The 24,392-nt window shown below is 28.8% G+C and carries 22 protein-coding genes; 7 read left to right on the top strand and 15 right to left on the bottom strand.

Annotation, left to right across the window (positions count from 1 at the left end):
* The first annotated feature begins 147 nt into the window (after positions 1 to 147).
* Both CLPA_RS07925 and CLPA_RS07920 read left to right on the top strand, forming a co-directional pair.
* Positions 148 to 948, top strand: coding sequence for a hypothetical protein (locus tag CLPA_RS07925; protein WP_003443507.1), 801 nt, complete (start codon positions 148 to 150; stop codon positions 946 to 948).
* Between the two features lie 99 nt (positions 949 to 1,047).
* Complete coding sequence (locus CLPA_RS07920) at positions 1,048 to 2,616, top strand: DEAD/DEAH box helicase (RefSeq protein ID WP_003443505.1); 1,569 nt, start codon at positions 1,048 to 1,050, stop codon at positions 2,614 to 2,616.
* Between the two features lie 123 nt (positions 2,617 to 2,739).
* On the opposite strand, the gene CLPA_RS07915 is transcribed toward CLPA_RS07920, so the two are convergent.
* The 4 genes from CLPA_RS07915 to CLPA_RS07900 all read right to left on the bottom strand — a co-directional run bounded on the left by CLPA_RS07915 (position 2,740) and on the right by CLPA_RS07900 (position 6,819).
* Positions 2,740 to 4,329, bottom strand: coding sequence for a glycoside hydrolase family 57 protein (locus tag CLPA_RS07915; RefSeq protein ID WP_003443503.1), 1,590 nt, complete (start codon positions 4,327 to 4,329; stop codon positions 2,740 to 2,742).
* Positions 4,330 to 4,467: 138 nt separating this feature from the next.
* Complete coding sequence (locus CLPA_RS07910) at positions 4,468 to 4,953, bottom strand: DUF4912 domain-containing protein (RefSeq protein WP_003443501.1); 486 nt, start codon at positions 4,951 to 4,953, stop codon at positions 4,468 to 4,470.
* A 94-nt stretch (positions 4,954 to 5,047) separates the two neighbouring features.
* Positions 5,048 to 5,821, bottom strand: coding sequence for an acyl-CoA dehydratase activase (locus tag CLPA_RS07905; protein ID WP_003443499.1), 774 nt, complete (start codon positions 5,819 to 5,821; stop codon positions 5,048 to 5,050).
* The gene (locus tag CLPA_RS07900; protein ID WP_003443497.1) at positions 5,818 to 6,819 is read right to left on the bottom strand and encodes a 2-hydroxyacyl-CoA dehydratase family protein; all 1,002 of its coding nucleotides are present in this window, start codon (positions 6,817 to 6,819) and stop codon (positions 5,818 to 5,820) included. Before CLPA_RS07900 ends, CLPA_RS07905 begins: the two co-directional genes overlap by 4 nt.
* Before the next feature lie 330 nt (positions 6,820 to 7,149).
* Between CLPA_RS07900 and CLPA_RS21135 the strand changes: the two genes are divergently transcribed.
* Together CLPA_RS21135 and CLPA_RS07895 are read left to right on the top strand one after the other, a co-directional pair.
* On the top strand, positions 7,150 to 7,311 hold the full coding sequence (locus CLPA_RS21135; protein ID WP_155760364.1) for a hypothetical protein: 162 nt from the start codon (positions 7,150 to 7,152) through the stop codon (positions 7,309 to 7,311).
* A 316-nt stretch (positions 7,312 to 7,627) separates the two neighbouring features.
* Positions 7,628 to 8,272: an undecaprenyl diphosphate synthase family protein gene (locus CLPA_RS07895; protein WP_003443495.1), complete on the top strand. Its 645-nt coding sequence runs from the start codon at positions 7,628 to 7,630 to the stop codon at positions 8,270 to 8,272.
* 121 nt (positions 8,273 to 8,393) lie between these two features.
* On the opposite strand, the gene CLPA_RS07890 is transcribed toward CLPA_RS07895, so the two are convergent.
* Complete coding sequence (locus CLPA_RS07890; protein WP_003443493.1) at positions 8,394 to 9,428, bottom strand: AI-2E family transporter; 1,035 nt, start codon at positions 9,426 to 9,428, stop codon at positions 8,394 to 8,396.
* A gap of 184 nt (positions 9,429 to 9,612) precedes the next feature.
* Positions 9,613 to 11,382 (bottom strand): M3 family oligoendopeptidase, encoded by a 1,770-nt coding sequence (locus tag CLPA_RS07885; RefSeq protein WP_003443491.1) that lies wholly within the window; start codon positions 11,380 to 11,382, stop codon positions 9,613 to 9,615.
* Positions 11,383 to 11,643: 261 nt separating this feature from the next.
* Between CLPA_RS07885 and CLPA_RS07880 the strand changes: the two genes are divergently transcribed.
* A complete protein-coding gene (locus CLPA_RS07880) occupies positions 11,644 to 12,963 on the top strand; it encodes a S1C family serine protease (RefSeq protein ID WP_003443480.1) in 1,320 nt (439 codons plus the stop codon).
* Positions 12,964 to 13,017: 54 nt separating this feature from the next.
* On the opposite strand, the gene CLPA_RS07875 is transcribed toward CLPA_RS07880, so the two are convergent.
* Positions 13,018 to 14,514: a HAMP domain-containing sensor histidine kinase gene (locus CLPA_RS07875; protein ID WP_003443478.1), complete on the bottom strand. Its 1,497-nt coding sequence runs from the start codon at positions 14,512 to 14,514 to the stop codon at positions 13,018 to 13,020.
* On the bottom strand, positions 14,511 to 15,185 hold the full coding sequence (locus tag CLPA_RS07870) for a response regulator (RefSeq protein ID WP_003443477.1): 675 nt from the start codon (positions 15,183 to 15,185) through the stop codon (positions 14,511 to 14,513). The genes CLPA_RS07875 and CLPA_RS07870 overlap by 4 nt, the downstream gene beginning before the upstream one ends.
* A 335-nt stretch (positions 15,186 to 15,520) precedes the next feature.
* Here CLPA_RS07870 and CLPA_RS07860 point away from each other — a divergent pair, with 335 nt between their 5' ends.
* Positions 15,521 to 16,255 (top strand): polysaccharide deacetylase family protein, encoded by a 735-nt coding sequence (locus tag CLPA_RS07860; RefSeq protein ID WP_003443474.1) that lies wholly within the window; start codon positions 15,521 to 15,523, stop codon positions 16,253 to 16,255.
* A gap of 52 nt (positions 16,256 to 16,307) precedes the next feature.
* On the opposite strand, the gene CLPA_RS07855 is transcribed toward CLPA_RS07860, so the two are convergent.
* The 6 genes from CLPA_RS07855 to CLPA_RS07830 all read right to left on the bottom strand — a co-directional run bounded on the left by CLPA_RS07855 (position 16,308) and on the right by CLPA_RS07830 (position 21,681).
* The gene (locus CLPA_RS07855) at positions 16,308 to 16,472 is read right to left on the bottom strand and encodes a zinc-ribbon domain-containing protein (protein ID WP_003443473.1); all 165 of its coding nucleotides are present in this window, start codon (positions 16,470 to 16,472) and stop codon (positions 16,308 to 16,310) included.
* 210 nt (positions 16,473 to 16,682) lie between these two features.
* The gene (gene mnmA, locus CLPA_RS07850) at positions 16,683 to 17,762 is read right to left on the bottom strand and encodes a tRNA 2-thiouridine(34) synthase MnmA (protein WP_003443471.1); all 1,080 of its coding nucleotides are present in this window, start codon (positions 17,760 to 17,762) and stop codon (positions 16,683 to 16,685) included.
* Between the two features lie 15 nt (positions 17,763 to 17,777).
* Entirely contained in the window at positions 17,778 to 18,932 is a 1,155-nt protein-coding gene (nifS, locus tag CLPA_RS07845; protein WP_034830806.1) for a cysteine desulfurase NifS, read from the bottom strand.
* 76 nt (positions 18,933 to 19,008) lie between these two features.
* The gene (cysK, locus tag CLPA_RS07840; RefSeq protein WP_003443467.1) at positions 19,009 to 19,938 is read right to left on the bottom strand and encodes a cysteine synthase A; all 930 of its coding nucleotides are present in this window, start codon (positions 19,936 to 19,938) and stop codon (positions 19,009 to 19,011) included.
* Between the two features lie 18 nt (positions 19,939 to 19,956).
* Complete coding sequence (locus tag CLPA_RS07835) at positions 19,957 to 20,394, bottom strand: RrF2 family transcriptional regulator (RefSeq protein WP_003443466.1); 438 nt, start codon at positions 20,392 to 20,394, stop codon at positions 19,957 to 19,959.
* A 153-nt stretch (positions 20,395 to 20,547) separates the two neighbouring features.
* Positions 20,548 to 21,681, bottom strand: coding sequence for a YibE/F family protein (locus CLPA_RS07830; RefSeq protein WP_003443465.1), 1,134 nt, complete (start codon positions 21,679 to 21,681; stop codon positions 20,548 to 20,550).
* Positions 21,682 to 21,895: 214 nt separating this feature from the next.
* Between CLPA_RS07830 and CLPA_RS07825 the strand changes: the two genes are divergently transcribed.
* A complete protein-coding gene (locus CLPA_RS07825) occupies positions 21,896 to 22,474 on the top strand; it encodes a flavin reductase family protein (protein WP_003443464.1) in 579 nt (192 codons plus the stop codon).
* 182 nt (positions 22,475 to 22,656) lie between these two features.
* Here CLPA_RS07825 and CLPA_RS07820 read toward each other — a convergent pair whose 3' ends face one another.
* Positions 22,657 to 24,357, bottom strand: coding sequence for a glycosyltransferase family 4 protein (locus CLPA_RS07820; RefSeq protein WP_003443463.1), 1,701 nt, complete (start codon positions 24,355 to 24,357; stop codon positions 22,657 to 22,659).
* Positions 24,358 to 24,392: the final 35 nt, after the last annotated feature.

The following is a 24,392-nucleotide window of genomic DNA, read 5'->3' as shown; positions in this document are numbered from 1 at the left end:
ATATTTCATATTATTTACATACATCTGAACATATTTTTAATATTACAAAATTTTTACGATTTTTTATAAAAATATAGTAAAATTAGTAGTATAATTTTTAATATAAGCTTAATGTAGATTATTATAAACTTTTATGGAGGGATATATATGAATCGAATAAAAAGACATAAAAAAAAATCAAAAAAAATTTTTCCTTTTATTGCAATATTAATAGTATTATGTATAGTATCAATTTTTACTATATCTAAATTCTCTTTTAAAACTCTAAAGAGTTATTCTTATAATTCAAATGAGGAAAATATTAAAAATACTGCAAATCAATCCAATACAAATAATGCTTCAAACTCAACTTCAAGTATTTCTCAGAACAATACAAATGCAGCTAATGATAAAAATACAAGTGAAAATATTGAAACTGAAATAGCTCTTGCCGATAATAAAAATTCTCAGACTGATGTAAACAATACTGCTAATGAATCTAATAATGCTGATACTAATCAACCTATCCAGCAAGAAAATAATTCATCAGATAGTAAAATTGAAAATAATACAAATAGTATTTCAGAAGTTAATAGTACTCCAAATGTAAATAATAAAGACAATACTGCAGCTGACAGTACATCTTCTTCTAAAACCTCTAATATAGAATCCTCTAAGGCTTTAGATACTTCCTCCAGTGATTCTAACGGAAATACTATATCTGTAGAAAAAGCTTTGGGTATATTAAAAAGCAAAATTGATAATAATTCTAAAGTGACCATAAATTATGATCATCTACAGAAAAAGGATAATTCTAAGTATTACGTATTCCAAAGCTTTACCAGCGTCAGTAACTCTTCTTCTGCAGAAAATCACAGTAATACCTTGGGATGGTATTTTGTGAATGCAACTACTGGTGAAACTTATAGTTTGGATTTGAATACCAATAACTTAAATTCAATAAAATAATTTAAAACTTTACATAAAATAATCTGAAACTTAATTTGATAATTTTATTATTATGTGATATCATGAGTTGTTAAATTAATTAAAGAAAGAGGATAACGGATGAAAAACATTAAATTTACTGAACTTGAATTGAAGGATACGGTTTTAAAAGCCATAGATGATATGGGATTTGAAAATCCTTCTGAAATACAAAGTGCAAGTATTCCTGTTATAATGGAAGGCTTTGATATTATCGGTCAAGCACAAACAGGTACTGGAAAAACCTGTGCTTTCGGTGCTCCTATTATTAGTAAAATAGACACCTCAAAACGCTTTATTCAAGCATTAATATTAACTCCTACAAGAGAACTTGCAATTCAAATATATGAAGAATTAAGAAGACTTTCTAAATACGACAAGGTTCGTTCATTACCAGTCTATGGAGGTCAATCTATGGATAGACAAATATCCAGTATAAAAAAAGATGTTTCCATAATAGTTGGTACCCCTGGAAGGGTTCTAGATCATATAAGACGAAAAACATTAAAACTGAATAATCTTAACTATTTAGTACTAGATGAAGCAGATGAAATGCTCAATATGGGATTTATTGATGATATTGAAGAAATCATAAAAAATACTAATAGCGAAAGACAAACTTTGCTGTTTTCTGCAACTATGCCAAAACCAATAAAAAAACTATCTGAAAACTATCTAAAAAAAGATGTGAAACATATTCAAATATTAAAAAAATCTTTAACAGTATCAAAAATAGATCAATATTATTATGAAGTCCATAATAATACAAGACTTGAGTCTCTATGCAGAATTTTAGATATATCAGAACCGGAAAGTGCTATTATCTTTTGCAGAACAAAAAAAAGTGTTGATGAATTAGTAAGTACCATGAGTTCCAAAGGATACAATATAGAGGGAATGCATGGTGATATGAAACAAAAGAATAGACTTTCTACTTTAAATAAATTTAAAAATGGCAATTTAACCTTTCTTGCCGCAACGGATGTAGCTGCAAGGGGAATTGATGTAGAGAATATAACCCATGTAATTAACTATGAACTTCCACAGGATACTGAATCCTATGTTCACAGAATCGGAAGAACTGGAAGAGCTAATAGATCTGGTACAGCAATAAGCCTTATAACTAGAAAAGATTTTACAAAACTAAAGCAGATAGAAAAAGATATAAAGAGCAAAATTACTAAACAAAAGATACCTACTATGCAGGAAATAATAAACATTAAGTCAAAAAATATTGTAAGTAAAGTTTCAAATATTCTTAGTACAGAAGAATACAAAAAATTCGAACCAATTATAGAAAACTTAGGTAAAGAATATTCATTAAATCAAATTGCAGCAGCTCTATTGAAGAATGCACTTGATAAAGAAATATCCACAGAATACAATGATGATTTATTTAATCAAGAAAATTCAGTGAGATTATTTATGTCTATAGGTCGTAGAGATGGAATAAATATAAAATCACTTTTAGAATTTATAGATACTACTTCCACTGTCAATTCAAATTATATAGGAAGTATTGATATATTGGATAAATTTTCTTTTGTAGATGTAAATGAAAAGAAAGTATCATTAGTAATTAAAAATACTGATGGCAAAAAATTTAATAATAGAAGAGTTAATATTGAAGTAGCTAAAAATAAAAATTAGTATTTTTATATAAGTGTATATGAAAATAGGCTTTATCTGAGCTTAAATGAAATTCTTCTCAATAAAAAATTACACTATCAAATTATTAAATTTCTCAGTTTTGATAGTGTTTTTATTATTTTATTATGTTTCATAAATTTTATAATTTATATTTGGAAATATATTATCTAAAGATTCTATTTCCCTCAAAAACTTTATATCAATGCTATTTTTACTTATATTTTCATACAATTTAGTGAATCTATCTAGGTGAGTATTTATTCTCTTAACAGCATATTCTACTGTTGTATTATTTTTTATAATAAAAGGCCAATCAGAAGCTTCAGCTAACATAAGCTCCTTGGCAGCTTGATTTAGCGCTCTACTTTGCAGATCATTTGGAGTTTTATAAGTATTTGCAAGTCTTATCATTATTTCTTCACATTTATGCAAATCCCTATATATCCATTGATTTGAACCATTTATCCATACTGAATAATCACTATTTTCCCCCCAGCTTGATGGGTTAGGACTACAACATTGAACTTTTGAATTATTTATTAAATATTCAGATGGAGTAGTAAATCCATAACAATAACCATCTTTAGAGCTTTCTCTTATAAATGCATCTATAAAATCAGGGCCTTCAAACCACCAATGTCCAAATAATTCTGTATCATAAGGACATGTTATCATAGGTGGAACTTCCATATGTTCACTTAATCCACTAATTTGATCCTGCCTGCATCTGGCAAAATGCGCTGCATGCTCTTTTGTCTTTTCAATAGCTCTTTTTCTATTATAATATTGTTTATTTTCTGTCTTACCGGTTATTCTATAATACTTTATCCCTGTATCCAATCTTATGCCCATTGGATTGATATAAGGTTTAATATACTCCATAGGTAATTCAAATCCTATATCTCTATAAAATTCCCTGTAATTTTCATCTCCCGGATATCCAATAAAATCACTCCAAACCTGATAAGAGGAATCCATATCTCTTCCAAAAGCACATATACCATTTGGAGTAGCTATAGGAGCTGCTGTGCCATATAAGGGTTTAGGATCTGCATATAGTAAAGCTTTACTTTCTGCAATAAAATATTTTATATCAACTTCTTTAAGTATTGCATCTAATGAATAAGTATAGGCACATTCTGGCAGCCATATACCCTTTGGGCTATGTCCCATAGTATCAATATAAGATTGAACTCCTGTAGCTAGCTGGGCTTTTACAGCCTCTGGATTTATTGAAATTAAAGGAAGTAATGCATGAGTAGCAGAACAAGTTATCACCTCTAGATAACCTAGCTTGTCAAACTTTTTAAATGCATTCATTAAATTACAATCATATTCCTTATAGGTCTTAAGAAGATTATTGAATCTATCGTTATAAAATTTAGCTAATTCATTTAATTCTTTATCCTCTTTTGTTCTTACTAATTCTTTTTCTGTAAGTTCTATAGACTTGTCTAAATATTCAATATATCTTTCATTAAGATACTTATCCTGCAACATACACATAAGCGGAGGAGTTATAGACATTGTAATTTTAAAATTTATATTATCTCTGATTAATCCATCATACACCTGAATTAATGGTATATAACACTCACTCATAGCTTCAAATAACCATCTTTCTTCAAGTGAATCTGCAATCTCTGGATGCCTTATAAAAGGCATATGACTGTGCAGAACTATAGACACATATCCCTTATACCCCTTTTGCACATTTATTCCTCCTTAAAAAGATTATCTTTATTGGTAAAACTTGAAAAGCTATAATATTCAGCTAAACACTTCTCTATATATTCCCTGATAAAATTATTTTGGGATGAATTGGAACATATTATTATATTTGGGTAATTACTAATTTTTTTTTTCATCAAAAAATGAATAAGGTGATTCTTTTTTATCGTTTTCAGCATTGCTTATATTATCTTCTGAAGATAAATTATTTTCTAAATTAAAATTTTCAGAAACATCAATATAGTATACATTAGAATTATTAGATTGATCATCTCTTGGTGTGGTTACAGTGTTAGATACAAAAATTGGAATAAATTTCCCATCAGGCAGTATTCTTCCCAGTTTCACAAATACATCGATTCCACTTCTATCTAAATTTATAAACCAATTATTTGCTAAAGGATCTAAATTTATTGTCTGTAACTCCTTTAAGGAATTATTAGTTGAATCATATACCTTTAAAACCTGTTTCGAATTTTTCCAAAAATCTTCCCCATATCTATCTTGGAAAATCTTTATTATTACTGGAGAAATATTGAAATAACAAAATACAGTTCTAGCATTCTGCACCAACAAAGTTAATGCAAATTTATCATCATTTACCATATAATCACCTCTATATTCATCTTAGATGCTATAGTATATTATACCTTAATATTACATTAATGTCATCAAATAATTTTCTAAAATTTGTTATATTTTATAATGCCAATTTCTCTTTAAATCTTTCTCCATAATAACAGCACCCTAAAGCTCCATTATACTGTGCATCCTTTAAGGTTATTATTCTTTCATAGTTCTCTGACAGATAACTTTTAAGAGCCTCATTTTTAGCCACTCCTCCAGATATTACAAGAGTTTTTCCTCTAAATTTAGTCAAAAGTGGTCTTAATCTTTTATATAGAGAATAATTTACTCCTGCACATAATCTATCTAAAGAAGTACCTTGAGCAATTTTACCTATCAGTTCTGACTCTGAAAATACTGCACAGGTTGAATTTAATTCTACAGGATTTTCATAATACTTAAACATATCATCTATAGAAACCTCTAATACATTTGCCATATTCTCCAAATATCTTCCACAGGAAGCCGCACATTTATCATTGAGCTCTAAATCCGTTATAACTCCCTTTTCAATTTTTATGAGCTTTACATCCTGACCACCTACATCTAATAATATAAAATCTCTAATATTTGTGCTATATATTGCTCCATAGGCATGAGCTTTAATTTCACTTATAGGTTTAAAAAATTTAATATCTGTATTATTTCTTCCGTACCCTGTAGATACAGCTATATCTACATCTCTAATATCTAACTTAGTTAAATCTGCAGTTAATTTATCATTATAAGTACAATAGTTTTTATAAAAAGACATTGTACTTACCATAAACTTTTTTATTATTTTATTATCCACCATTAGTACAATTTTCACTTGTCTGCTTCCCAGATCTATTCCTAATATTCTCACCTTTTCATCTCCTTCAAATCAATTATCATATCTAAAAATGCCTCTATTCTCAATTTTGTTCTTGCATCTAAAACATTCAATTTATCCCCTTCAATATTAAGTACAGGTATATTGATACAATCTTTTATTACTATATGTTCTATTTGTCTGTAGCAAAAGGCCTGAGTATAATGTATAATTGCATCTATCTTTCTTTCACTTATTTGTTTTTTTATTTCTTTTAATCTAAAATTAATATCATAGGGATAAGTATAGTTGTGATACTGTTCATATATATTCTGACAATCTATAGCTCTTGGAAAAGAAAATTCTCTTTGAATTTCATTATATACAAACCGTGCATCAAATTTTTCTACATAATCATATAAATCTAATGTCATAGGCGGAGTACCTATATATCCTAATCTCAGTTTCTTTTTAATTGGCTTCCTATTTTCAATTTCTCTTATTTTATCAATTAAATTCTTTTGAAAAATTTCATAATCTCCATCAAAATCTGAAGCACTTACCTGATATATATGATTTTCCACAGAAGTTGCTTTATTTTCTATATAAGTCAACTTATCCAATTTCTTTATAAGTTTTCTAATATCAATAAGTCTTCTTCTTACCTTCTCAACCTGTTCAAAACTTACATTAAAGATATTCATAAAATTATCTAAAGATTTTTTTAAATCCTTTAAATCATGACTTTGAGGATAGGCAAAAGGATACACTTTTATCCCCTTCATCCTAAGTACCTCTTCTAAAGCTTTAGTATTTGAACAATCTCCCTCAGTAACCCCTATTATCTCTTTAAATCCTTCTTTAAGAGCTGCTCCATAGACTCCTTTTTTAAAGGCACAGGAACTCTTAGGAAATCCATCTCTTTCTGCATAATCTATATATTTATCATAATTATCATCTGTAATAAAAATATTATTTAAATCTTTTACTTCATATCCAGCTGCAATCAATATTTCAATTGGTACTGTAGTAGTTATTCCTATCTTTTTCATAATTCACCTCAAAAAAATAGAGCATATATTCTGCTCTATAAAATTAAACTGTAAAAAATATATTCAAATAAAAAAGAGACATTTTCTGTCTCTATAAACTCATGTTAAACTTCTATAATCTATTTGAATTGCTTTCCATAGTTTTGTTTATAGACAGGATTGGATTTCGAACTGTCTTGGCTATTCTATTATTTACTATTATATGTTATAAACTCTTAAAAATCAATCCATCATTTAGTGCTTTCAAATTGATAATATAAAACTATTAATGTATAAAATATTAATATTAGTAAATAATTTTAATAACTAATTGATGTATGGAGGTTTTTTATGGAAGAGGCTACTGTAAATACAAGTATAACTATAAGTAAAAAAAATAGGGTTTTAATGAAATTATTAGCTAAGGAATTATTAACTATAGGGGCTATTACCTATTCTGAATCTGATCTAATTATTTCCACTATAAATAACATGAAGGATATTTCTGATTAAAATTTTATTGTTCAGGGATAGCTAAAAATAAAGCCTTTAATTGAATTTTTGTATATTCATCCACATGGGTAATAATTATATCTTATTTTTTTGTAAATTGTATTGAAATATGAAAACATTTACAATATAATATTATTGTAATTTATTTTACCCAACTGTCTTTAAAACTTAGGATGTACAGATTTGTACATCTATTTTTTTGTTATTAAGTAATTAATATGACTTGTAATATGATATGTATAATATTAGAATATTTTTATAGTGTACTTTCAATATATTGTTAATAATTAATAATTTATTATAATGGAGGCAATTTATGAGAATTCCAAATCACATTGGTATTATTCCAGATGGTAACAGAAGATGGGCAGTAAAAAATGGTCTTACAAAAGAAATGGGCTACGATAAAGGCTTACTTCCCGGAGTTGAATTATTTAAATGTTGTAAAGAAATAGGAATAAAAGAACTTACTTTTTATGGATTTACCGTTGATAATACTAAACGACCTAGTATTCAAAAAAATGCTTTTATAAAAGCCTGTGTAAAAGCAGTAGAAATGTTATCAAAAGAAAATGCTTCTCTATTAGTAATTGGAAACTATGATTCTCCTATATTTCCCAAAGAACTCCTTCCTTTTACTACAAGAAAAGATTTTGGTAAAGGAGGCATGAAAGTAAATTTTCTAGTTAATTATGGATGGGAATGGGATCTAATGAATCTTAAAGATAATCAAGGTCATTCTAGAAATAGTATATATAACACTATAAGATCTCATGATATAAGTAGAGTTGACTTAATAATTAGATGGGGTGGTCGAAGAAGACTTAGTGGTTTTTTACCAGTTCAAAGTGTTTACTCTGATTTTTACGTAGTCAATGACATGTGGCCAGATTTTTCAAAGGATCAATTTAATGATGCATTAAATTGGTATAGTGAGCAGGATATCACTCTAGGTGGTTAAAATTATGTCTACATAAAATAAGTGTAAAATGGGAGAAAAGGACGAAGCTTTTCCACATTTGATATTTGTTCTTTGAACTTTATACTTTGCCTTGACCTTCGTCCTTTCCCACTATTATGATTTACTTAGATTTTTCCGACAAGCTCACTCCTAATATCTCAATTACAAACATAAACAGAGGTATACCAAGAAGTAATCCCCATATACCCATGAAATGTTCAGATACAATAAGTATCACAAAGGTAAAAAATATAGGGAGTTTGGTTTTTTCCGACATAAGTTTAGGATTCAATATATAACTTTCAACTAAATGTATTATTGCTACCATTATCAAAACATAAACCACTTTTACAATTCCCCCTATTTTAAAGGCAATTAAGCATAAGGGAACAAGAGATATTATGACTCCTGCTACAGGAATTAAACTCAGTAAAAAAATCATAAAACCTAAGGCCAATAATTGTGGAAATCCCATTATAGTAAGCAAAATTACGGATATAATTGTATTTACTGTAGCTATTACCACCTGTGCTGTTATTACTTTACCAAAGGAATTTAAAAAATTATTTCCAAAATACACACAATATCTATATACGCCACTAATTTTACTGTTTTCAAATTTTTTTAAAAAATTAATTACTTCTTGTTTTTCCAGTATAAAAAATAAACTTAACAGCAATGCTATAAATGAATATCCACTCCACTTCCCAATGCTGGCAGCAGTATGAACTACCATGTCAATTCCAGATTGAGTATAATTCTTTATATCTATCTTGGCCATCATTGGCAGTATAAGTTTACTTAAACCACTAGGCATATTATATTTACTAATCTCTACATAAAAATCTTCCGCCTGCTTTATACTACTTATGCTTTCCAATATTATTATAGGTACATATTTATATAACACTACTATTATCAGTGCAAAAATAAATACATATAATATTATTGTAACTATTCCCTTTTTAACAGGTACATATCTCTTAAGTCTATTTACCACAAAATTTTCCAAACTGTTAATTAAATACGTAAATAGAAATATCAGCAAAACCAAATTAAGTATACTTTTTATAAGATATAAAAATACACATATACATCCCAAAAATACTAAACTCTTCAGTAAATCTTTTTTTACTATTTGTCTAAAAAAATCCAACCCCATTCACCTCATGTTAACAAATTAGGCATGTGAAAATAAATAGTAAGTCAAAGATGCGACGAATATTTTGAATCATACAAGGAAACAGGTTCTGATGATAGTGAGCTATCTGAGGGTTCTGTTGACGTAGTAGGATTCAAAATAGGCTAGCATACTGACTAGTTATTTATTTGAATATGCCTTATGCTAATGTTATAAATTTATCTATGTCTTCTTTTATAAGTTCCAAAGATTCTTTCCAAAAACTTACAGAATTAATATCTATATTCATAAATTTAGCTATATCAAAAATTTTATTTTTTCCTGTTAAAGCAAGTAATTTATCATATTCCTTTACGAATTTCTCTTTATCTTTTAAATATATTGAATATAATCCTTTTGAAAATAACAAACCAAAAGCATAGGGATAATTGTAAAAATTGAAATCAGCAGAGTAATAATGAGGTTTACATATCCACATATAGGGATGAAGATAATTTGAATCCAATCCATCTCCATAGGCTTTCTTTTGCGCTTCTAACATTATACTTTTAAGTTCTTCTACACTTATAGATCCCTTTTCTCTTTTTTTAAATACTTCACTTTCAAATAGAAATCTGCTATATATATCTACTATTACCTGTGCACAATCGCTTATCTCCGTTTCCAATATAGAGATAGATTCCTCTTTATCTACCTTATCCGTAGCCGCTTTCTTTATAATAGTTTCACAAAATGTAGAGGCTGTTTCTGCAATAGGCATTGGATATTCACTATTAATTGCAGATTCCTTTAAAAGACATGCTCCATGATATCCATGACCTAATTCATGAGCAAGAGTCACCACATCATTGAAATTTCCAGTAAAATTACTCATTATTCTACTTTCTCCAATAACATGTAGATTTTCACAAAAGGCCCCTCCAACTTTTCCCTCTCTTGGTTCGGCATCGATCCATTTATTGTTAAAGGCCTTTAGTGCATAATCTGCCAGTTTATCACTAAAAGTTTTAAAATTCTCTACAATAAAATCTCTAGCTTCTTCAAAAGTATATTTTCTACTGCTTTTTCCTATAGGAGCAAACATCTCATAAAAGGGCAGTCCTCCTTTATATGAAAGTATTTGTGCCTTTTTTCTGAAATATTTTCTAAATACTGGTAAATATTCAGAAATAGCACTAAACATAGAATCTAAAGTTTTTTGATCCATTTTGGAGCTGATAAGGCTTTCTTCCAAAGGTGATTTATATCCTCTAAGCTTATCTACCGTTATAACTTCTCCTTTAATCCCATTAAGACAGGCAGCAGATACATCTTCAATTTCACTATAAGCTGCTAGTTCTGCTATATAAGCTGTTTTTCTAATATTGTCATTAGCATCATAAGCCATATTTCTGACCACTGTTAAAGGAAGTTTTTCTTCCTTTCCATTAATATTAATCTTAACTAAGAGATTGGAAAGGGTTAAATCCTGTAATTTGCTCCAAGCACTTGAACCAGTATTTCTCATTTTAGAGATAATAGTTTCTTCTTTTTCACTTAGTACATATTTATTATTTTGCTGTATTTCTTTTAGATAAAAATTATGTTCTTTTAATATGGTGGATGAACCAATGATATCATCTAAATTTTGCAGTTTTCCAATCCATTTTGCAACTTTTGTATTTGGTTCCGCCAATTCAGTGATTTTTTCTTCAATCACTTCCAGATACTTTAAAGCTTCTACATTTGTAGTTTCTACACTTAAACTCAACTGACAAAAAGATAATAATTTAAAGGATAAATGAAAAAATTCATTATCAACACTTATATAATTTTCTAATTTCTTTATGTTTTCTTCTTTAGAGTCTGCAAAAGTTTCAGATATTTCTTTTATTTTATCTATAAATTTATCACATCGAATTAGATCTTCCTTGAATTCCTTTGATTCAAAGGAATCATATAATTCTTTTAAACTCCATCTATGCTCCATAATATCAACTCCTTTATAAGTAACATTATTTACATTATAATATTTAATTAGTCAGAAATACATAAATATAAATATTTTAATTGAAATTAATTCTTTTTAATTATTAAATATAATATTATATTTAAACACATATTATTTATGTAAAATAAATTGCAGACACTTTTGCAATTTATACCCCTTTAACAAAGCTGTCATAAAGTTGTCACAGTACGAGTCTATTATATAAGTATAGAAATTAAACTTATAAAGGAGGTCTTAAAAATGAATGAATATGAAAAAGATTCAAATAATAAAAATATCAATAACCCTATAGATTCTACAAGTGAATTACCAACATCCAACTATTCAGCCTACAATGTATCAAATGGTACAAATTACAACAGTAAAGATAATAAATATTCTGATAATAACTTTACTGATAGTGATTATAAAGTTACTTCTGTAAATAAACAACCTAAAAGAGGTAAGAGAATAGTCTCTTATATAGCTTTAGCAATTATTTGCACAATACTTGGCGGTACTGCTTCCGGTGTTGTATCACTATACATTCTTCCAAAAACAGACTTTTTTAAATCTAGTCCCTTGTATGAAAATTTAATGCAGCAATCTTCTTCTAATACTAATAATAACAGCAATTATAAGCCTTCATCAATTGTTTCTACTACTAATGGCCTTACTATAGCTGAAATTGCTAAAAAAGTTAGTCCCGCTGTAGTTGGAGTTTCTACTACCAGTACCACTACCAATAATTTCCTAGGACAATCTCAGGAATCAGAGGGCATGGGTTCAGGTATAATATTCAATAATGATGGTTATATATTGACAAATTATCATGTTATAAGCGGTGCACAGAAAATAAGTGTAATACTTAGCAATAAAAAAGAAGTATCTGCTAAAGTGGTAAATTACGATGCTTCCATGGATATAGCTGTAATAAAGATAAATGAAAAAGTTACACTTCCAGGCATAGCAGAGTTAGGTAACTCAAGTAATCTTCAAGTTGGTGATCAAGTAGTAGCTATCGGTAATCCTTTAGGAAAAGAATTTTTAGGTTCCGTTACCTCTGGGATTGTCAGTGCTTTAAACAGAGAAGTTGAAATTGAAGACAATAATACCCAAACTCTCATTCAGACAGATGCAGCAATAAATCCTGGTAACAGCGGTGGACCACTAGTTAATTCCCAAGGTCAGGTAATTGGAATAAACAGTTCAAAAATAGGTGGTAATGGTGTTGAGGGAATAGGATTTGCAATACCTATAGATTTAGTTAAACCAAAAATAAGCTCACTTTCTAAACCTATATTAATGCTTGGCATAACTTGTACTGATGTATCCAGCGAAGATGCCAAGCAGAACAATGTACCTCAAGGAGTAGCTGTTATTCAGGTAAACTCCTCTAGTCCAGCTCAAAAAGCAGGTTTGCAGGCACGTGATATAATTACAAAATTTGATGGTAAAACTGTAAAGACAACAGATGAATTAAATAGTATAAAAGCCACTCATAATGCCGGAGATAAAATAAAAATTGAAATTTATAGAAACGGAGAAACTAAATCTCTTACTTTAACCTTATCAGAATAACCAATTGACAAATAGGAATTTGAATTAAAAGTTCAAATTCCTATTTTACTTGCTTCAATCAGAGCTATCTGCTTTAAATAACGAAAAATAGAAAGCTACACCACCCTTAAAATTTTCTACTCCAAAATCACTTTTATGCAGCATAAGTATATTTTTAGTTATGGCAAGGCCAAGACCAGTTCCTCCAATACTCCTATTTCTTGACTTATCTATTTTATAAAATTTATCCCAAATTTTTGATAATTCATCTTTTTCAATATTTTTTCCCCAGTTTTTTATATATACATATACTTTATCTTCATGTTCACACATATCTATACTGATTTTACTTTTATTTTCTGTATGATCTATAGCATTGGTAATGAAATTTGTCAACACCTGTTCAATTCTCATAGAGTCACCTTCAGTTAAAACACTGCTAATTAAATTCAAATTTACATCAATTTCTCTATTATTAAGCATATTATAATACTTTCTTATGGTAGCACTAATGAGTTTATCAATATAAAAATTATTATACTTCAGCTTAAAATTACCACTTTCAAGTTGGGATAAATCCAGCATATCCTTAACTAGAGCTCCCATTTTCTTTGCTTCATCTATAATTACATCTATATAATAATTTTTATCTTCTTCAAAAATGTTATCCTTAATTCCTTCTGCATATCCCTCTATAAGACTTATAGGAGTTTTCAATTCATGGGATACACCACCAACGAATTCTTTACGCATTTTTTCTAATTTTCTTTCCTGTTCAATATCATTTTTTAGTTTTTCATTGGCCTTTTTTAAAGAATCCATTGCATTATTCAAACTTTCAGATAGAAAATTTAAAGTATTTCCCAAATTTCCAATTTCATCATTGGTCTTAACAATACACTTTTCTGAAAAATCCAAATTTACCATTTTAGATGCAGTCTTATTTAAACTTATCAATGGTTTGGAAATCATGTTTGAATATATAAGTGATAGTATTATAATAAATATCAATGCAGATATATATATGTATATATAAAATTCTTTAATAACAGATGAGGCCTCATTAACGGGTTGTAATGAAGAAACAGCAAATACTACCTCTTGTTTTTCACTATCGGGAACCACACAAACTATATTTTTTATATTATAAACCTTATTGTCAAATATGTAAGTGCTGCTTTTTCCACTTTTCAGGATATTTATAGATAATCCAGGATTTGAGTTCCAGTTATTAATCACTTCTTTTATAACCTTTACACTAGCTGATTCTGCTTCTCTGTTATCATATCCTGCTACAAAATTTAAAAATCCATATTTATCTAAAATAGCCACTTTACTATTATTTGAATCTTCAAAATCTCTTGCTAATTGTGAAATATCATTAGTATTAGAAGTATTATTATAATCTTTTTTAAATTTTTCTACATTTCTCTGCAAAGTGTCCATTTTTCTACTAATATAGAATTTTTCAAAAAATAAAGACTGAAAAATAAGTATACTGCTTATAAATAACGTAAAAAAAGCCAATGTTATAAAGAATAATTTTACAGCTATTCCTCTATTGAAATTCATTTTTTCACCTCTAATTTATAACCGCTCCCCCTAACTGTAGATATTAGATGAGCCTTATCCATGAGTTTTTCTCTTAATCTTTTTATATGGGTATCTACCGTCCTAAGATCACCATAATAATCCATTCCCCATACTCCATCCAGTATTTTATTTCTGCTTAACACTATTCCTTTATTTTTTATAAAATATAATAAAAGATCAAATTCTTTTGGAGATAAATATATCTCCTTATTATCAATTTTAACCTCATGACTCAATTCATTAATACTGATGCCATGAAAATCTATATTATTTGACTCATTCTCCCCATGATAGCGTTTTAAAAGTGCCTTTGTTTTGGCTACTAATATTTTAGGACTAAAAGGTTTAGTTATATAATCATCCGCCCCTAATTCATATCCTAAAAGCTTATCATCTTCTTCTGCCTTAGCGGTCAATATAATTATTGGTACATCTGAATTCTTCCTTATGTATCTACACACATCAAATCCATCTATTAAAGGCATCATTATATCAAGAACTATAAGAATTGTTTCATTAGAATTAAAAATCTTTATAGCTTCCGATCCATTTTTTGCTTCTAAAGTATTGTATCCATCTTTTTTTAAATATGCACTTATAAGTTTTCTCATTCTCTCTTCGTCTTCTACAATTAAAATATTTTCTTCCATAATTATTATTTCTCCTAAATAGTCTTTTGAGATAATACTTATAAATTTATTATCTACAACTATATTTTAATCTTTATATATTATAACATATTAAGCATATTAGATTTGATATTAATATATAATTTCTTTTTTAGCAAAATAAATATCATTATTCCATCAATAACTCCATTGAAGTGCAAATATTTTTTCTCCAATAAATTAGGAATCTATATATATTTAACTTTTAGAATTTTAATAGTAAATTTCATGAAATTGTTAAAATTTATCCCAGTATTTTTTAATGCGTTTTTTGGAAATACTAAAATGACACTAAGAAATAAAAAGGAAGATGAGTTATGTTTAAATTCAAAAAGTATAAATTTAATTTATTTTTTTTAATATCATTATTAATAATTCAATCTATTTATATAAGTATTCCAAAGGCAAAATACATGGATTCTCCAGATGAAATTTCTAATAAAAAAATTGTATATCTAACTTTTGATGATGGTCCCACTATAATAACTGGTAAACTACTAGATACTTTAAAAAAATATAATGTAAAAGCTACCTTTTTTGTAGTAGGTAAGGAAATAGATGAAAGAGAGGATTTGTTAAAAAGAATATATAAAGAAGGTCACAGCATTGGTCTTCATACTTTTTCTCATAATTTCAAAAAAATATATAAAGATGAAGATACATTTCTTCAGGAAATGCTTCATACTCAAAATAAAATTAAAGAAGTTACAGGAATAAATACAAATTTAATAAGATTTCCAGGCGGAAGTTCTAAACACCTTAATACTGAAATGCTTGAAAAGCTTCATAAAAATAATTTGAAAGTTTATGATTGGAATGTATGTATAGATGATGGAGTAAATCCTCATCTACCTGTAAATCAATTAGTAAAGAAAGCGAAAAAATGCAAACTTGAAGATGATAAAGTAATAATTCTCATGCATTGTAATTCAAATAATATTAATACCATAAAGGCATTACCTCAAATTATAAGTTATTATAGAAACAACGGATATAAAATAGAACCAATTACCAACATGACTCCAGAATATCATTATAAAATTAAAAAATAGATAAAAATAGCCACTGATAAAATCAGTGGCTAAATATAATCATAAAATCAAACTATCTTCTGAAACCTCTGTTGTTTTGTGCCTTTCTTGCTTTTCTACATTCAGGACATCTAACAGGATCATTTTCAAAACCTTTTTCTTTGTAAAATTCTTGTTCACCTTCAGTGAAGATAAAATCCTTACTACAATCTTTACATACAATAGTCTTATCAGCCATTTAAACATACCTCCTTTTTCAGAATTAGGGATCTAACAATTCATAAAATTACACTTCCGAATAGAAAAGGAGAATGTTCGGTTCATGATATTAAATCTCTTGCATATAGGCATTATATCATTCATAATGCTAAAATGCAATAAACATACACATAATTTTGTTACTAATATATTTTTTATTGTCTCTATCTTAACTTCCTATATATATTAATCAATTAAGTTTTTCTATAATGCCACCACCTAGAAGTAAATCACCATCATAAAAAACTACAGATTGACCTTTAGTTATAGCTCTAACAGGTTTTTCAAAAGTCACCTTTATCTTTGAGTCTTCAAGTGGATATATAGTTGCCTCTGTGGCTTTAGAGGCATACCTTATTTTTGCTTGAACCTTCATGGGTGAATCAAGTTTATCAAAGGAAATAAAATTAACTTCATTTGCTATAAGTGATTTTTTGAATATATCCTCTTCACTGCCAAGTACAACCTCGTTTTTTAAAATATTTATATCTTTTACAAACACAGGCTTACCTAGTGAAATTCCAAGTCCTTTTCTCTGACCTATAGTATAATATACTATACCCTTATGTCGTCCTAATATGTTACCATTGCTGTCTACAAAATTTCCCTCTTTAACCTGTTCAGGTCTTTGTCTTTTTATATAGGCACCATGATCATTATCTGGAATAAAGCAAATCTCTTCACTATCTTTTTTATTATGAACACTTAATCCTATTTCTTTTGCAATTTCTCGTATTCTATCCTTACTATAATCTCCACAAGGCATTAATGTATGTTCGAGCTGATGCTGCGTCATATTATACAATACATAAGTTTGATCTTTTTTATCATCTTTCGATCTTTCTATTAAATATCTGCCTTTATCATTTTTATATATTTTTGCATAATGCCCTGTAGCTACATAATCTGCACCTAAGGATTTTGCCTTTTCTAAAAAAGCATCAAATTTTATAAATTTATTGCAAGCTATGCATGGATTTGGAGTTCTGCCTGATAAGTATTCCTGTATGAAAGGCTGAATAACTTTTTCATCAAATATATCTTTAAAATTCATCACATAAAATGGTATTCCAAGTTTATGTGCTACTCTTCTGGCATCTTCCACAGAAGAAAGAGAGCAGCATCCCCCTTCCCTTTCTTCATATTCTTTATCCTCAGGCCATACCTGCATGGTTACTCCAATTACTTCATACCCTTGTTCTTTTAAAAGATATGCAGTTACTGAGCTGTCTACTCCTCCGCTCATACCAACTACAACTCTATTATTCATAAATACACCTCTTCTTTAAGTAGTTCTAATACTGCCAATTATTTCTTTTAGTGTACTAATAGTATAATCAATATCTTCTTCTGATATTCCCTCTCCAAGGCTGAACCTTAGTGAGCTTTTACACTTTTCTGGACTAATACCCATGGCAGAGAGTACATGAGATGGTCTTATAGAACCTGCTGAACATGCACTTCCTGCAGATGCACAAATTCCTTTTAAATCCAAAGACATAAGTAATATTTCTGCATCTATACCATTAAAGCATATATTTAAATTGCCTGGAAGCCTTCTTTCATAATCAGGGCCATTGATTTCAGTTCCTGGTATTTCTAAAATTTCCTTTGCCAATTTATCTCTTAAATATTTTGTTCTATTTGATTCTTCAATTATGTTTGAATTACATAATTCAAGGGCTTTGCCTAAACCAACAATACCCGGAGTATTCTCTGTCCCTGCCCTTCTTCCCCTTTCTTGATGTCCTCCGTGAACAAAATTATCTATCTTAATTCCACGTTTTATATATAAAATCCCTATGCCTTTAGGTCCATAAAATTTATGTGCAGACATAGAAAGCATATCTATATTCATTTTCTCTACATCTATTGGAATATGACCAGCTGCTTGAACTGCATCAGTATGAAAAATTATATTCTTTTGTCTGCAAACTTCTCCTATTTCTTTAATTGGCTGTATTGAGCCAACTTCATTGTTTGCAAACATAATTGACACTAAAATAGTACTTTCAGTAATAGCATTTTTTATATATTCTAAATTTACTATACCATATTTGTCAACTGGAACATATGTAATTTTAAATCCTAATTCTTCTAAATATTTGCAAGTATTGAGCACGGCTGGATGTTCTATGGAGGTAGTTATTATATGATTGCCCTTGTCTCTATTTTTGAGGGCTATCCCTTTTATTGCCCAGTTATCACTTTCTGTACCACCACTGGTAAAATAGATTTCATTTCTTTGACAATTTATGGCCTTAGCTATTCTTTCCCTAGCATTAAATATAGCCATTTTTGATCTTTCAGAGAAAGAAGATACTGATGAAGGATTACCGTAAAAAGTATAAAAATAAGGCTCTATCTCCTTAAAAACTTCTTTATTCATAGGAGTAGAGGCACCATAGTCCAAATATACTAATTTTTTATCATACTTCATTTTATCACTACCTTTTCTTAAAAGTATAAATATATATGGCACAAATAAAATTTGTGCCATATACATTTATCTGTATTTAATCGAAAACTCCCATTGACAGATATCTTTGACCTGTATCAGGAAGTATTACAACTATATTTTTATCTTTAAATTCAGGTCTTTTTGCAACTTGCAATGCAGCAGACACAGCTGCTCCTGATGAAATACCAACTAAAAGACCTTCTACTGTAGCTAATTCTTTAGTGATAGCAAAAGCCTCTTCATTTTTAACTGCTATTATTTCATCTACTAAATCTAATTTTAAAACATCTGGCACAAATCCAGCACCTATTCCCTGAAGTTTATGAGGACCTGGCTTTCCTCCTTCAAGTACAGGTGAATCATAAGGTTCAACTGCTATTATTTTTACTTTAGGATTTCTCTCCTTAAGTACCTTTGCTACTCCAGTAAGAGTACCACCAGTACCTACTCCAGAAATAAATACATCCACTTTACCATCGGTATCCTTCCATATCTCTTCCGCAGTAGTTTTTTCATGATAAGCAGGATTAGCAGGATTTTTAAACTGCTGAGGTATAAAAGCATTTTTATACTCAACTGCAAGCTCTTCTGCTTTTTTTATTGCACCTTTCATTCCATCTGGTCCCGGTGTTAAAACTAAATCTGCCCCATAGGCTTTTAATAGTTTTCTTCTTTCAATACTCATGGTTTCTGGCATAGTTAAAATCAACTTATATCCTTTTGCTGAACATACAAGTGCCAAACCTACACCAGTGTTGCCACTTGTTGGCTCTATTATAACTGTATCTTTATTTATGAGTCCTTTTTCCTCTGCATCAGTTATCATTGAATATCCTATTCTATCTTTTACACTTCCTGCTGGATTAAAATATTCAACTTTAGCCAATATTTTTCCTTGGAGCTTTTCTGAATCTTCATATTTAGATAACTCTACTAAAGGAGTATTTCCTATTAACTCAGTAACATTTTTAAAAATTCTTGACATGAAAATCACCTCTTATTATTAAATATAATACATAAATGTGTCATTAGCAAGTGTATTATACTTCATAACTAGGTCTTCCAAAGTAATTGAATCCACTATATCATTTATACTTTTATTGAGCTTACTCCAAACATTGTAGTTAATACATTGCTCCACTCTATCATCAGTTTTAGTTTCATCAATTTCTACTAAATTTAATTCACCCTCCAAGGCTCTTAGAATATCACCAACAGTAATATCGCTAGGTGATTGGCCTAATATATATCCTCCTTGTGAACCCTTTTTACCTTGAATAAGCCCTTTTTTTCTAAGAGCTGCAAAAATCTGTTCTAAATATCCCTCAGATATATTTTGTCTCTCGCTTATGCTCTTTAAAGTAACACTATCATTTACTGAATTTATAGATAAGTCAATCATAGCCTTTAAGCCGTATCTTCCTTTTGTAGAAATTTTCATTTGCACACCTCTCATTTTAATATTATAATAAAATTATTAAATAGCATATTTATTGCTTAGTATTTCTATATATTTACTATGATTATATTACTATTCTATTCAATTGTCAATAAAATGTATATTTAAATTATTGACAATAATATACTTAATATACTAATCATTATATTTTTTTCTGTATAGCCAAGCAGCTGCTGCCGCTGTAATTGGTATAGTCAAAGTTAATCCTATACTTCCAGCCATAGATTTTAAAATTTCTGAAGCTATAACATCTTGATTTAAAATCCTAAACATAGGTAAATTATAAGAAGATATAAGCATTAAAATGTACATGGATCCTCCTACATAAGCCAATATTAATGTATTAGCCATAGTACCCATAATATCTCTTCCCACATTCATTCCAGACTTTATAAGTTCTATTGTAGATATATTTTCACTTTTCTCTCTAATTTCATTAATGGAAGAAGCAATAGACATACTAACATCCATAACTGCTCCCAAGGCCCCCATCAATATACTTGAAAATAATAATCCTCTAAAATCAAAAGAAGTATTTTGAGATATGTAAACTAACATTTGTAATTCTTCATCACTGAGTCCCGTAAGTCTTAAAAATGTACTCATTAATATTCCAATAATTGCTGCTATAAGTACTCCACCTATGGTTCCAATAATTGCCGCCATAGTTTTTTTATTCTTTCCGCTTATAATAAGCAGACTTAAAATACTTACACCTATACATAATACAATTGATACTGTTACAGGATTATATCCCTTTATAATCAGTGGAATAAGAATTTTTAATATAACTATACAGGTTAATACCAATGCAACTATGGACTTTATCCCTTTTTTACCACCTATAATTGCAAGTAATATAATAAAAACAGCCAATAATATGTATATATATTTGTATCTTACTATCTCATATATATATGCACTTTTTATACTTCCATCATCATTTTCATCAAGATTTATAAGAACCTCTGATCCTTTATAGGCTATACTTTCATGGAAAGTTTTATCGTTAACCAGATTGTCTAAAGTAACTACCTCTCCTTTATGGCTTCCAGAAGTTATTTTTACCTGAACTTTACCATGCTGAACTCCGCTGGTATTATTACTTTTTTGCTCAGAATTTCCATCCTCTGAACTTTCAGATATGACTTTACCATGCACCGGTGCATTATCATTATTATTTTCAGCAATATTTTTAAAACACAAAAAAACTACTGCCATTAAAACTATAACAATACCTATAATTACATTTCGTCTATTTTTAACCATATTCTCACCTCTATAGATTAGCTATTTTAATAAGTCATAGTTATATTATAATGCAAATAGTTGTACCATAATTTAAACATATTATTAAATTTAAACATTTCACACTAATAAGGCACATTTACAATAAATATTGCAATTATACAATTATAAACTTATAATTATATTGTTTTACAACATACAGATTAACAATATATTAGTTAGGAGCAATATTCAAATGAGTAAATTAAATTTTAAGGGCAGTGTAATGTTAAATCCTGCTCCAGTAGTTCTTGTCACATCTAAAAGTCTGTCTGGCAAAATAAATATATTTACTGTTGCATGGATTAGTACCGTATGTACAAAAGAACCTATAATTGCAATGGGTATACGACCAGAAAGACTCTCCTATAAATATATTACAGAAAGTAATGAATGTGTAATAAACCTTCCCACAACAAGTATGGTGAAAATTGTAGATTACTGTGGAGTTGTATCTGGAAAAAAAGAAGATAAAATTAAACATTTTAATTTAGAGTTAAATAAAGGAGTAAAGGTAGACACTCCTTCCCTTGAAAAGTCTCCAATAGCTCTAGAATGTAAAGTACAATCCATTACACCCCTTGGGACTCATGACTTATTCCTTTTCAAAGTATTAAATGTTAAAATAGATGAAAATTTATTAGATTCCAAGAATAAGATATGTTTTGATAAAGCCAATCTCATATGCTATAGTCATGGTGAATATTATGGATTAACATCAAAATCCCTTGGTTCTTTTGGTTACTCAATTAAAAAGAAAAGCAAAAGAAAATAATACATTAAATCAATATTCTGCTTAATACATAAATAAAAAGAACATGGGAACGTACTTAGATTTGTTTTACACAAATCTATGTACGTTCCCGTACGTTCTTTTTATTCAATTTATATACGTTCACTATAAATTTAAATAATAGTTTCAACATCTACTTTTATAAATTTTATAGAACCTCTAATTTATTTATTTTCACCTACAGTTTTATTTTCATCTTCAGCCTTCTTAGTACGCCTTGTTCGTTTTGATGTACCTTTAGTAGTTTTAAACTTGTTATCAGCCTTATCCTCTACATCAGATTTTACAGCGGTTTTTCTAGTCCGTCTTTTAACTGTTGTTTTTATTTTGTCTTCAGAACTTTTATTTTCTAAAGATGATGCTGCATCTGTACTTTCTGTATTTATTTTCAAATTTTCTTCTGACACTTTTGATTTAGTTGCTGTTTTCCTAGTAGTTCTCCTCTTAGCCGTTTTTGATGCAGTAGTTTTACTTTTTGTCTTTTCCTCATCATCTAAATCTATTATTTTTGATGTATTATTCCTGCTATTTGCAGCAGATTTAGTACTTCTTCTTGTTTTAATTTCTTTAACTTCTTCACTATTATCTCCCGAATTTTCCTTCTTTACAGTACTTCTTTTTCTCTGTCTCTTTTTTACAGTAGTTAAATCAGTTTCTGTAAAAATTCTTTTATCAACATCCCAATCAGTACCTGATGCTTCCTCTTTAACTAAAGCGTACATTTCAACAGTTAACTTAGCCACCTCTTGCCAATTATATTTCTCTTTTACACTTTTTTCAGCATTTTTCTTTATAGCTTGACTTAATTTATCATCTTTTAACAGTGCTAATACATTATCTTTGAGACTGTTTACAAGTCCATTTATCATTTTCATTCCATTGACCTTATGTTCTACTAATTCCGACAAACCACCAGTATCAGAAACTACTACAGGACAGCCTGATATCATGGCTTCAATAGCCACTATCCCAAAAGGTTCATATAAGGATGGGAAAACGGCTACATCCGCTACCCTATATAGTTTACTTTTAGTTTCATTATTCATATATCCAGTAAATAAAATCTTGTTATCAAGTCCCATCTGCCTAACTTTATATTTTAATTCTTCTGTCATAGGTCCTGTCCCTGCTATTACAAACTTTGCTGCAGCATATTGTTCTATTATTTGAGGAGCTGCATCTACTAATAATTGAATTCCCTTTTCAAAAACATGTCTTCCTATGAAAAACACAATTTTCTCCTCATCTAATGCATAATTTCTTCTGAATTTTACAGCATCAAATTTAAAATTGAAACCATTTAAATCTACACCATTTGGAATTATCCAAATTTTATCTTCTGATACTTTAAAAGACTTAATAATTTCGCTTTTCATGTAGTTACTGCAGCATATCACTTTCCATGATTCATAAGCCAAAAGCCACTCTGCCGAAGAAATATATTTTTGCATATCCGTTCTTATACCATTATTTCTGCCTTCTTCAGTAGCATGTATAGTAGAAACCATTGGGATACTAAATGCCCATTTCAATGTTTTTGCACTATAGGCTGAAAGCCAGTCATGAGCGTGTATAATATCAACTTTGCCTATTTTTCTTATAATTCTAATGCATTCCTCAATCATTGAAAAATTAAGATGCATAATCCATTTTGTAAAGTCTTCTGTATCTATTTTATACGGTGTAACTCTATGAACAATAATCCCCTCATCATTTTCCTCCACTGGTGACACACCTTCTTCACAAGTAACCACATGTATTTCATGTCCCAATAAAGTTAATGCCTTAGAAAGATTATGTACATGATTAGATAATCCTCCTATATTTTTAGGTGGATATTCCCAAGAAAGCATTAATATCTTCATTAAACAACTCCCCTTTAAAAATAGTTTTAATTATC

The organism is Clostridium pasteurianum DSM 525 = ATCC 6013 (genome assembly GCF_000807255.1).
In the GTDB taxonomy this organism is placed as follows: domain Bacteria; phylum Bacillota; class Clostridia; order Clostridiales; family Clostridiaceae; genus Clostridium_I; species Clostridium_I pasteurianum.
This window is presented reverse-complemented; position numbering and strand designations above follow the sequence as displayed.

What these genes read in the sequence shown, in the direction of transcription:
- CLPA_RS07880 (WP_003443480.1), top strand. Translation starts at nt 11,644, where the DNA reads ATGAATGAATATGAAAAAGATTCAAATAATAAAAATATCAATAACCCT.
- CLPA_RS07830 (WP_003443465.1), bottom strand. Translation starts at nt 21,681, where the DNA reads ATGGTTAAAAATAGACGAAATGTAATTATAGGTATTGTTATAGTTTTA.
- CLPA_RS07920 (WP_003443505.1), top strand. Translation starts at nt 1,048, where the DNA reads ATGAAAAACATTAAATTTACTGAACTTGAATTGAAGGATACGGTTTTA.
- cysK (WP_003443467.1), bottom strand. Translation starts at nt 19,938, where the DNA reads ATGTCAAGAATTTTTAAAAATGTTACTGAGTTAATAGGAAATACTCCT.
- CLPA_RS21135 (WP_155760364.1), top strand. Translation starts at nt 7,150, where the DNA reads ATGGAAGAGGCTACTGTAAATACAAGTATAACTATAAGTAAAAAAAAT.
- CLPA_RS07925 (WP_003443507.1), top strand. Translation starts at nt 148, where the DNA reads ATGAATCGAATAAAAAGACATAAAAAAAAATCAAAAAAAATTTTTCCT.
- CLPA_RS07860 (WP_003443474.1), top strand. Translation starts at nt 15,521, where the DNA reads ATGTTTAAATTCAAAAAGTATAAATTTAATTTATTTTTTTTAATATCA.
- CLPA_RS07825 (WP_003443464.1), top strand. Translation starts at nt 21,896, where the DNA reads ATGAGTAAATTAAATTTTAAGGGCAGTGTAATGTTAAATCCTGCTCCA.
- CLPA_RS07820 (WP_003443463.1), bottom strand. Translation starts at nt 24,357, where the DNA reads ATGAAGATATTAATGCTTTCTTGGGAATATCCACCTAAAAATATAGGA.
- CLPA_RS07885 (WP_003443491.1), bottom strand. Translation starts at nt 11,382, where the DNA reads ATGGAGCATAGATGGAGTTTAAAAGAATTATATGATTCCTTTGAATCA.
- CLPA_RS07910 (WP_003443501.1), bottom strand. Translation starts at nt 4,953, where the DNA reads ATGGTAAATGATGATAAATTTGCATTAACTTTGTTGGTGCAGAATGCT.
- CLPA_RS07895 (WP_003443495.1), top strand. Translation starts at nt 7,628, where the DNA reads ATGAGAATTCCAAATCACATTGGTATTATTCCAGATGGTAACAGAAGA.
- CLPA_RS07870 (WP_003443477.1), bottom strand. Translation starts at nt 15,185, where the DNA reads ATGGAAGAAAATATTTTAATTGTAGAAGACGAAGAGAGAATGAGAAAA.
- CLPA_RS07875 (WP_003443478.1), bottom strand. Translation starts at nt 14,514, where the DNA reads ATGAATTTCAATAGAGGAATAGCTGTAAAATTATTCTTTATAACATTG.
- mnmA (WP_003443471.1), bottom strand. Translation starts at nt 17,762, where the DNA reads ATGAATAATAGAGTTGTAGTTGGTATGAGCGGAGGAGTAGACAGCTCA.
- CLPA_RS07835 (WP_003443466.1), bottom strand. Translation starts at nt 20,394, where the DNA reads ATGAAAATTTCTACAAAAGGAAGATACGGCTTAAAGGCTATGATTGAC.
- CLPA_RS07855 (WP_003443473.1), bottom strand. Translation starts at nt 16,472, where the DNA reads ATGGCTGATAAGACTATTGTATGTAAAGATTGTAGTAAGGATTTTATC.
- CLPA_RS07900 (WP_003443497.1), bottom strand. Translation starts at nt 6,819, where the DNA reads ATGAAAAAGATAGGAATAACTACTACAGTACCAATTGAAATATTGATT.
- nifS (WP_034830806.1), bottom strand. Translation starts at nt 18,932, where the DNA reads ATGAAGTATGATAAAAAATTAGTATATTTGGACTATGGTGCCTCTACT.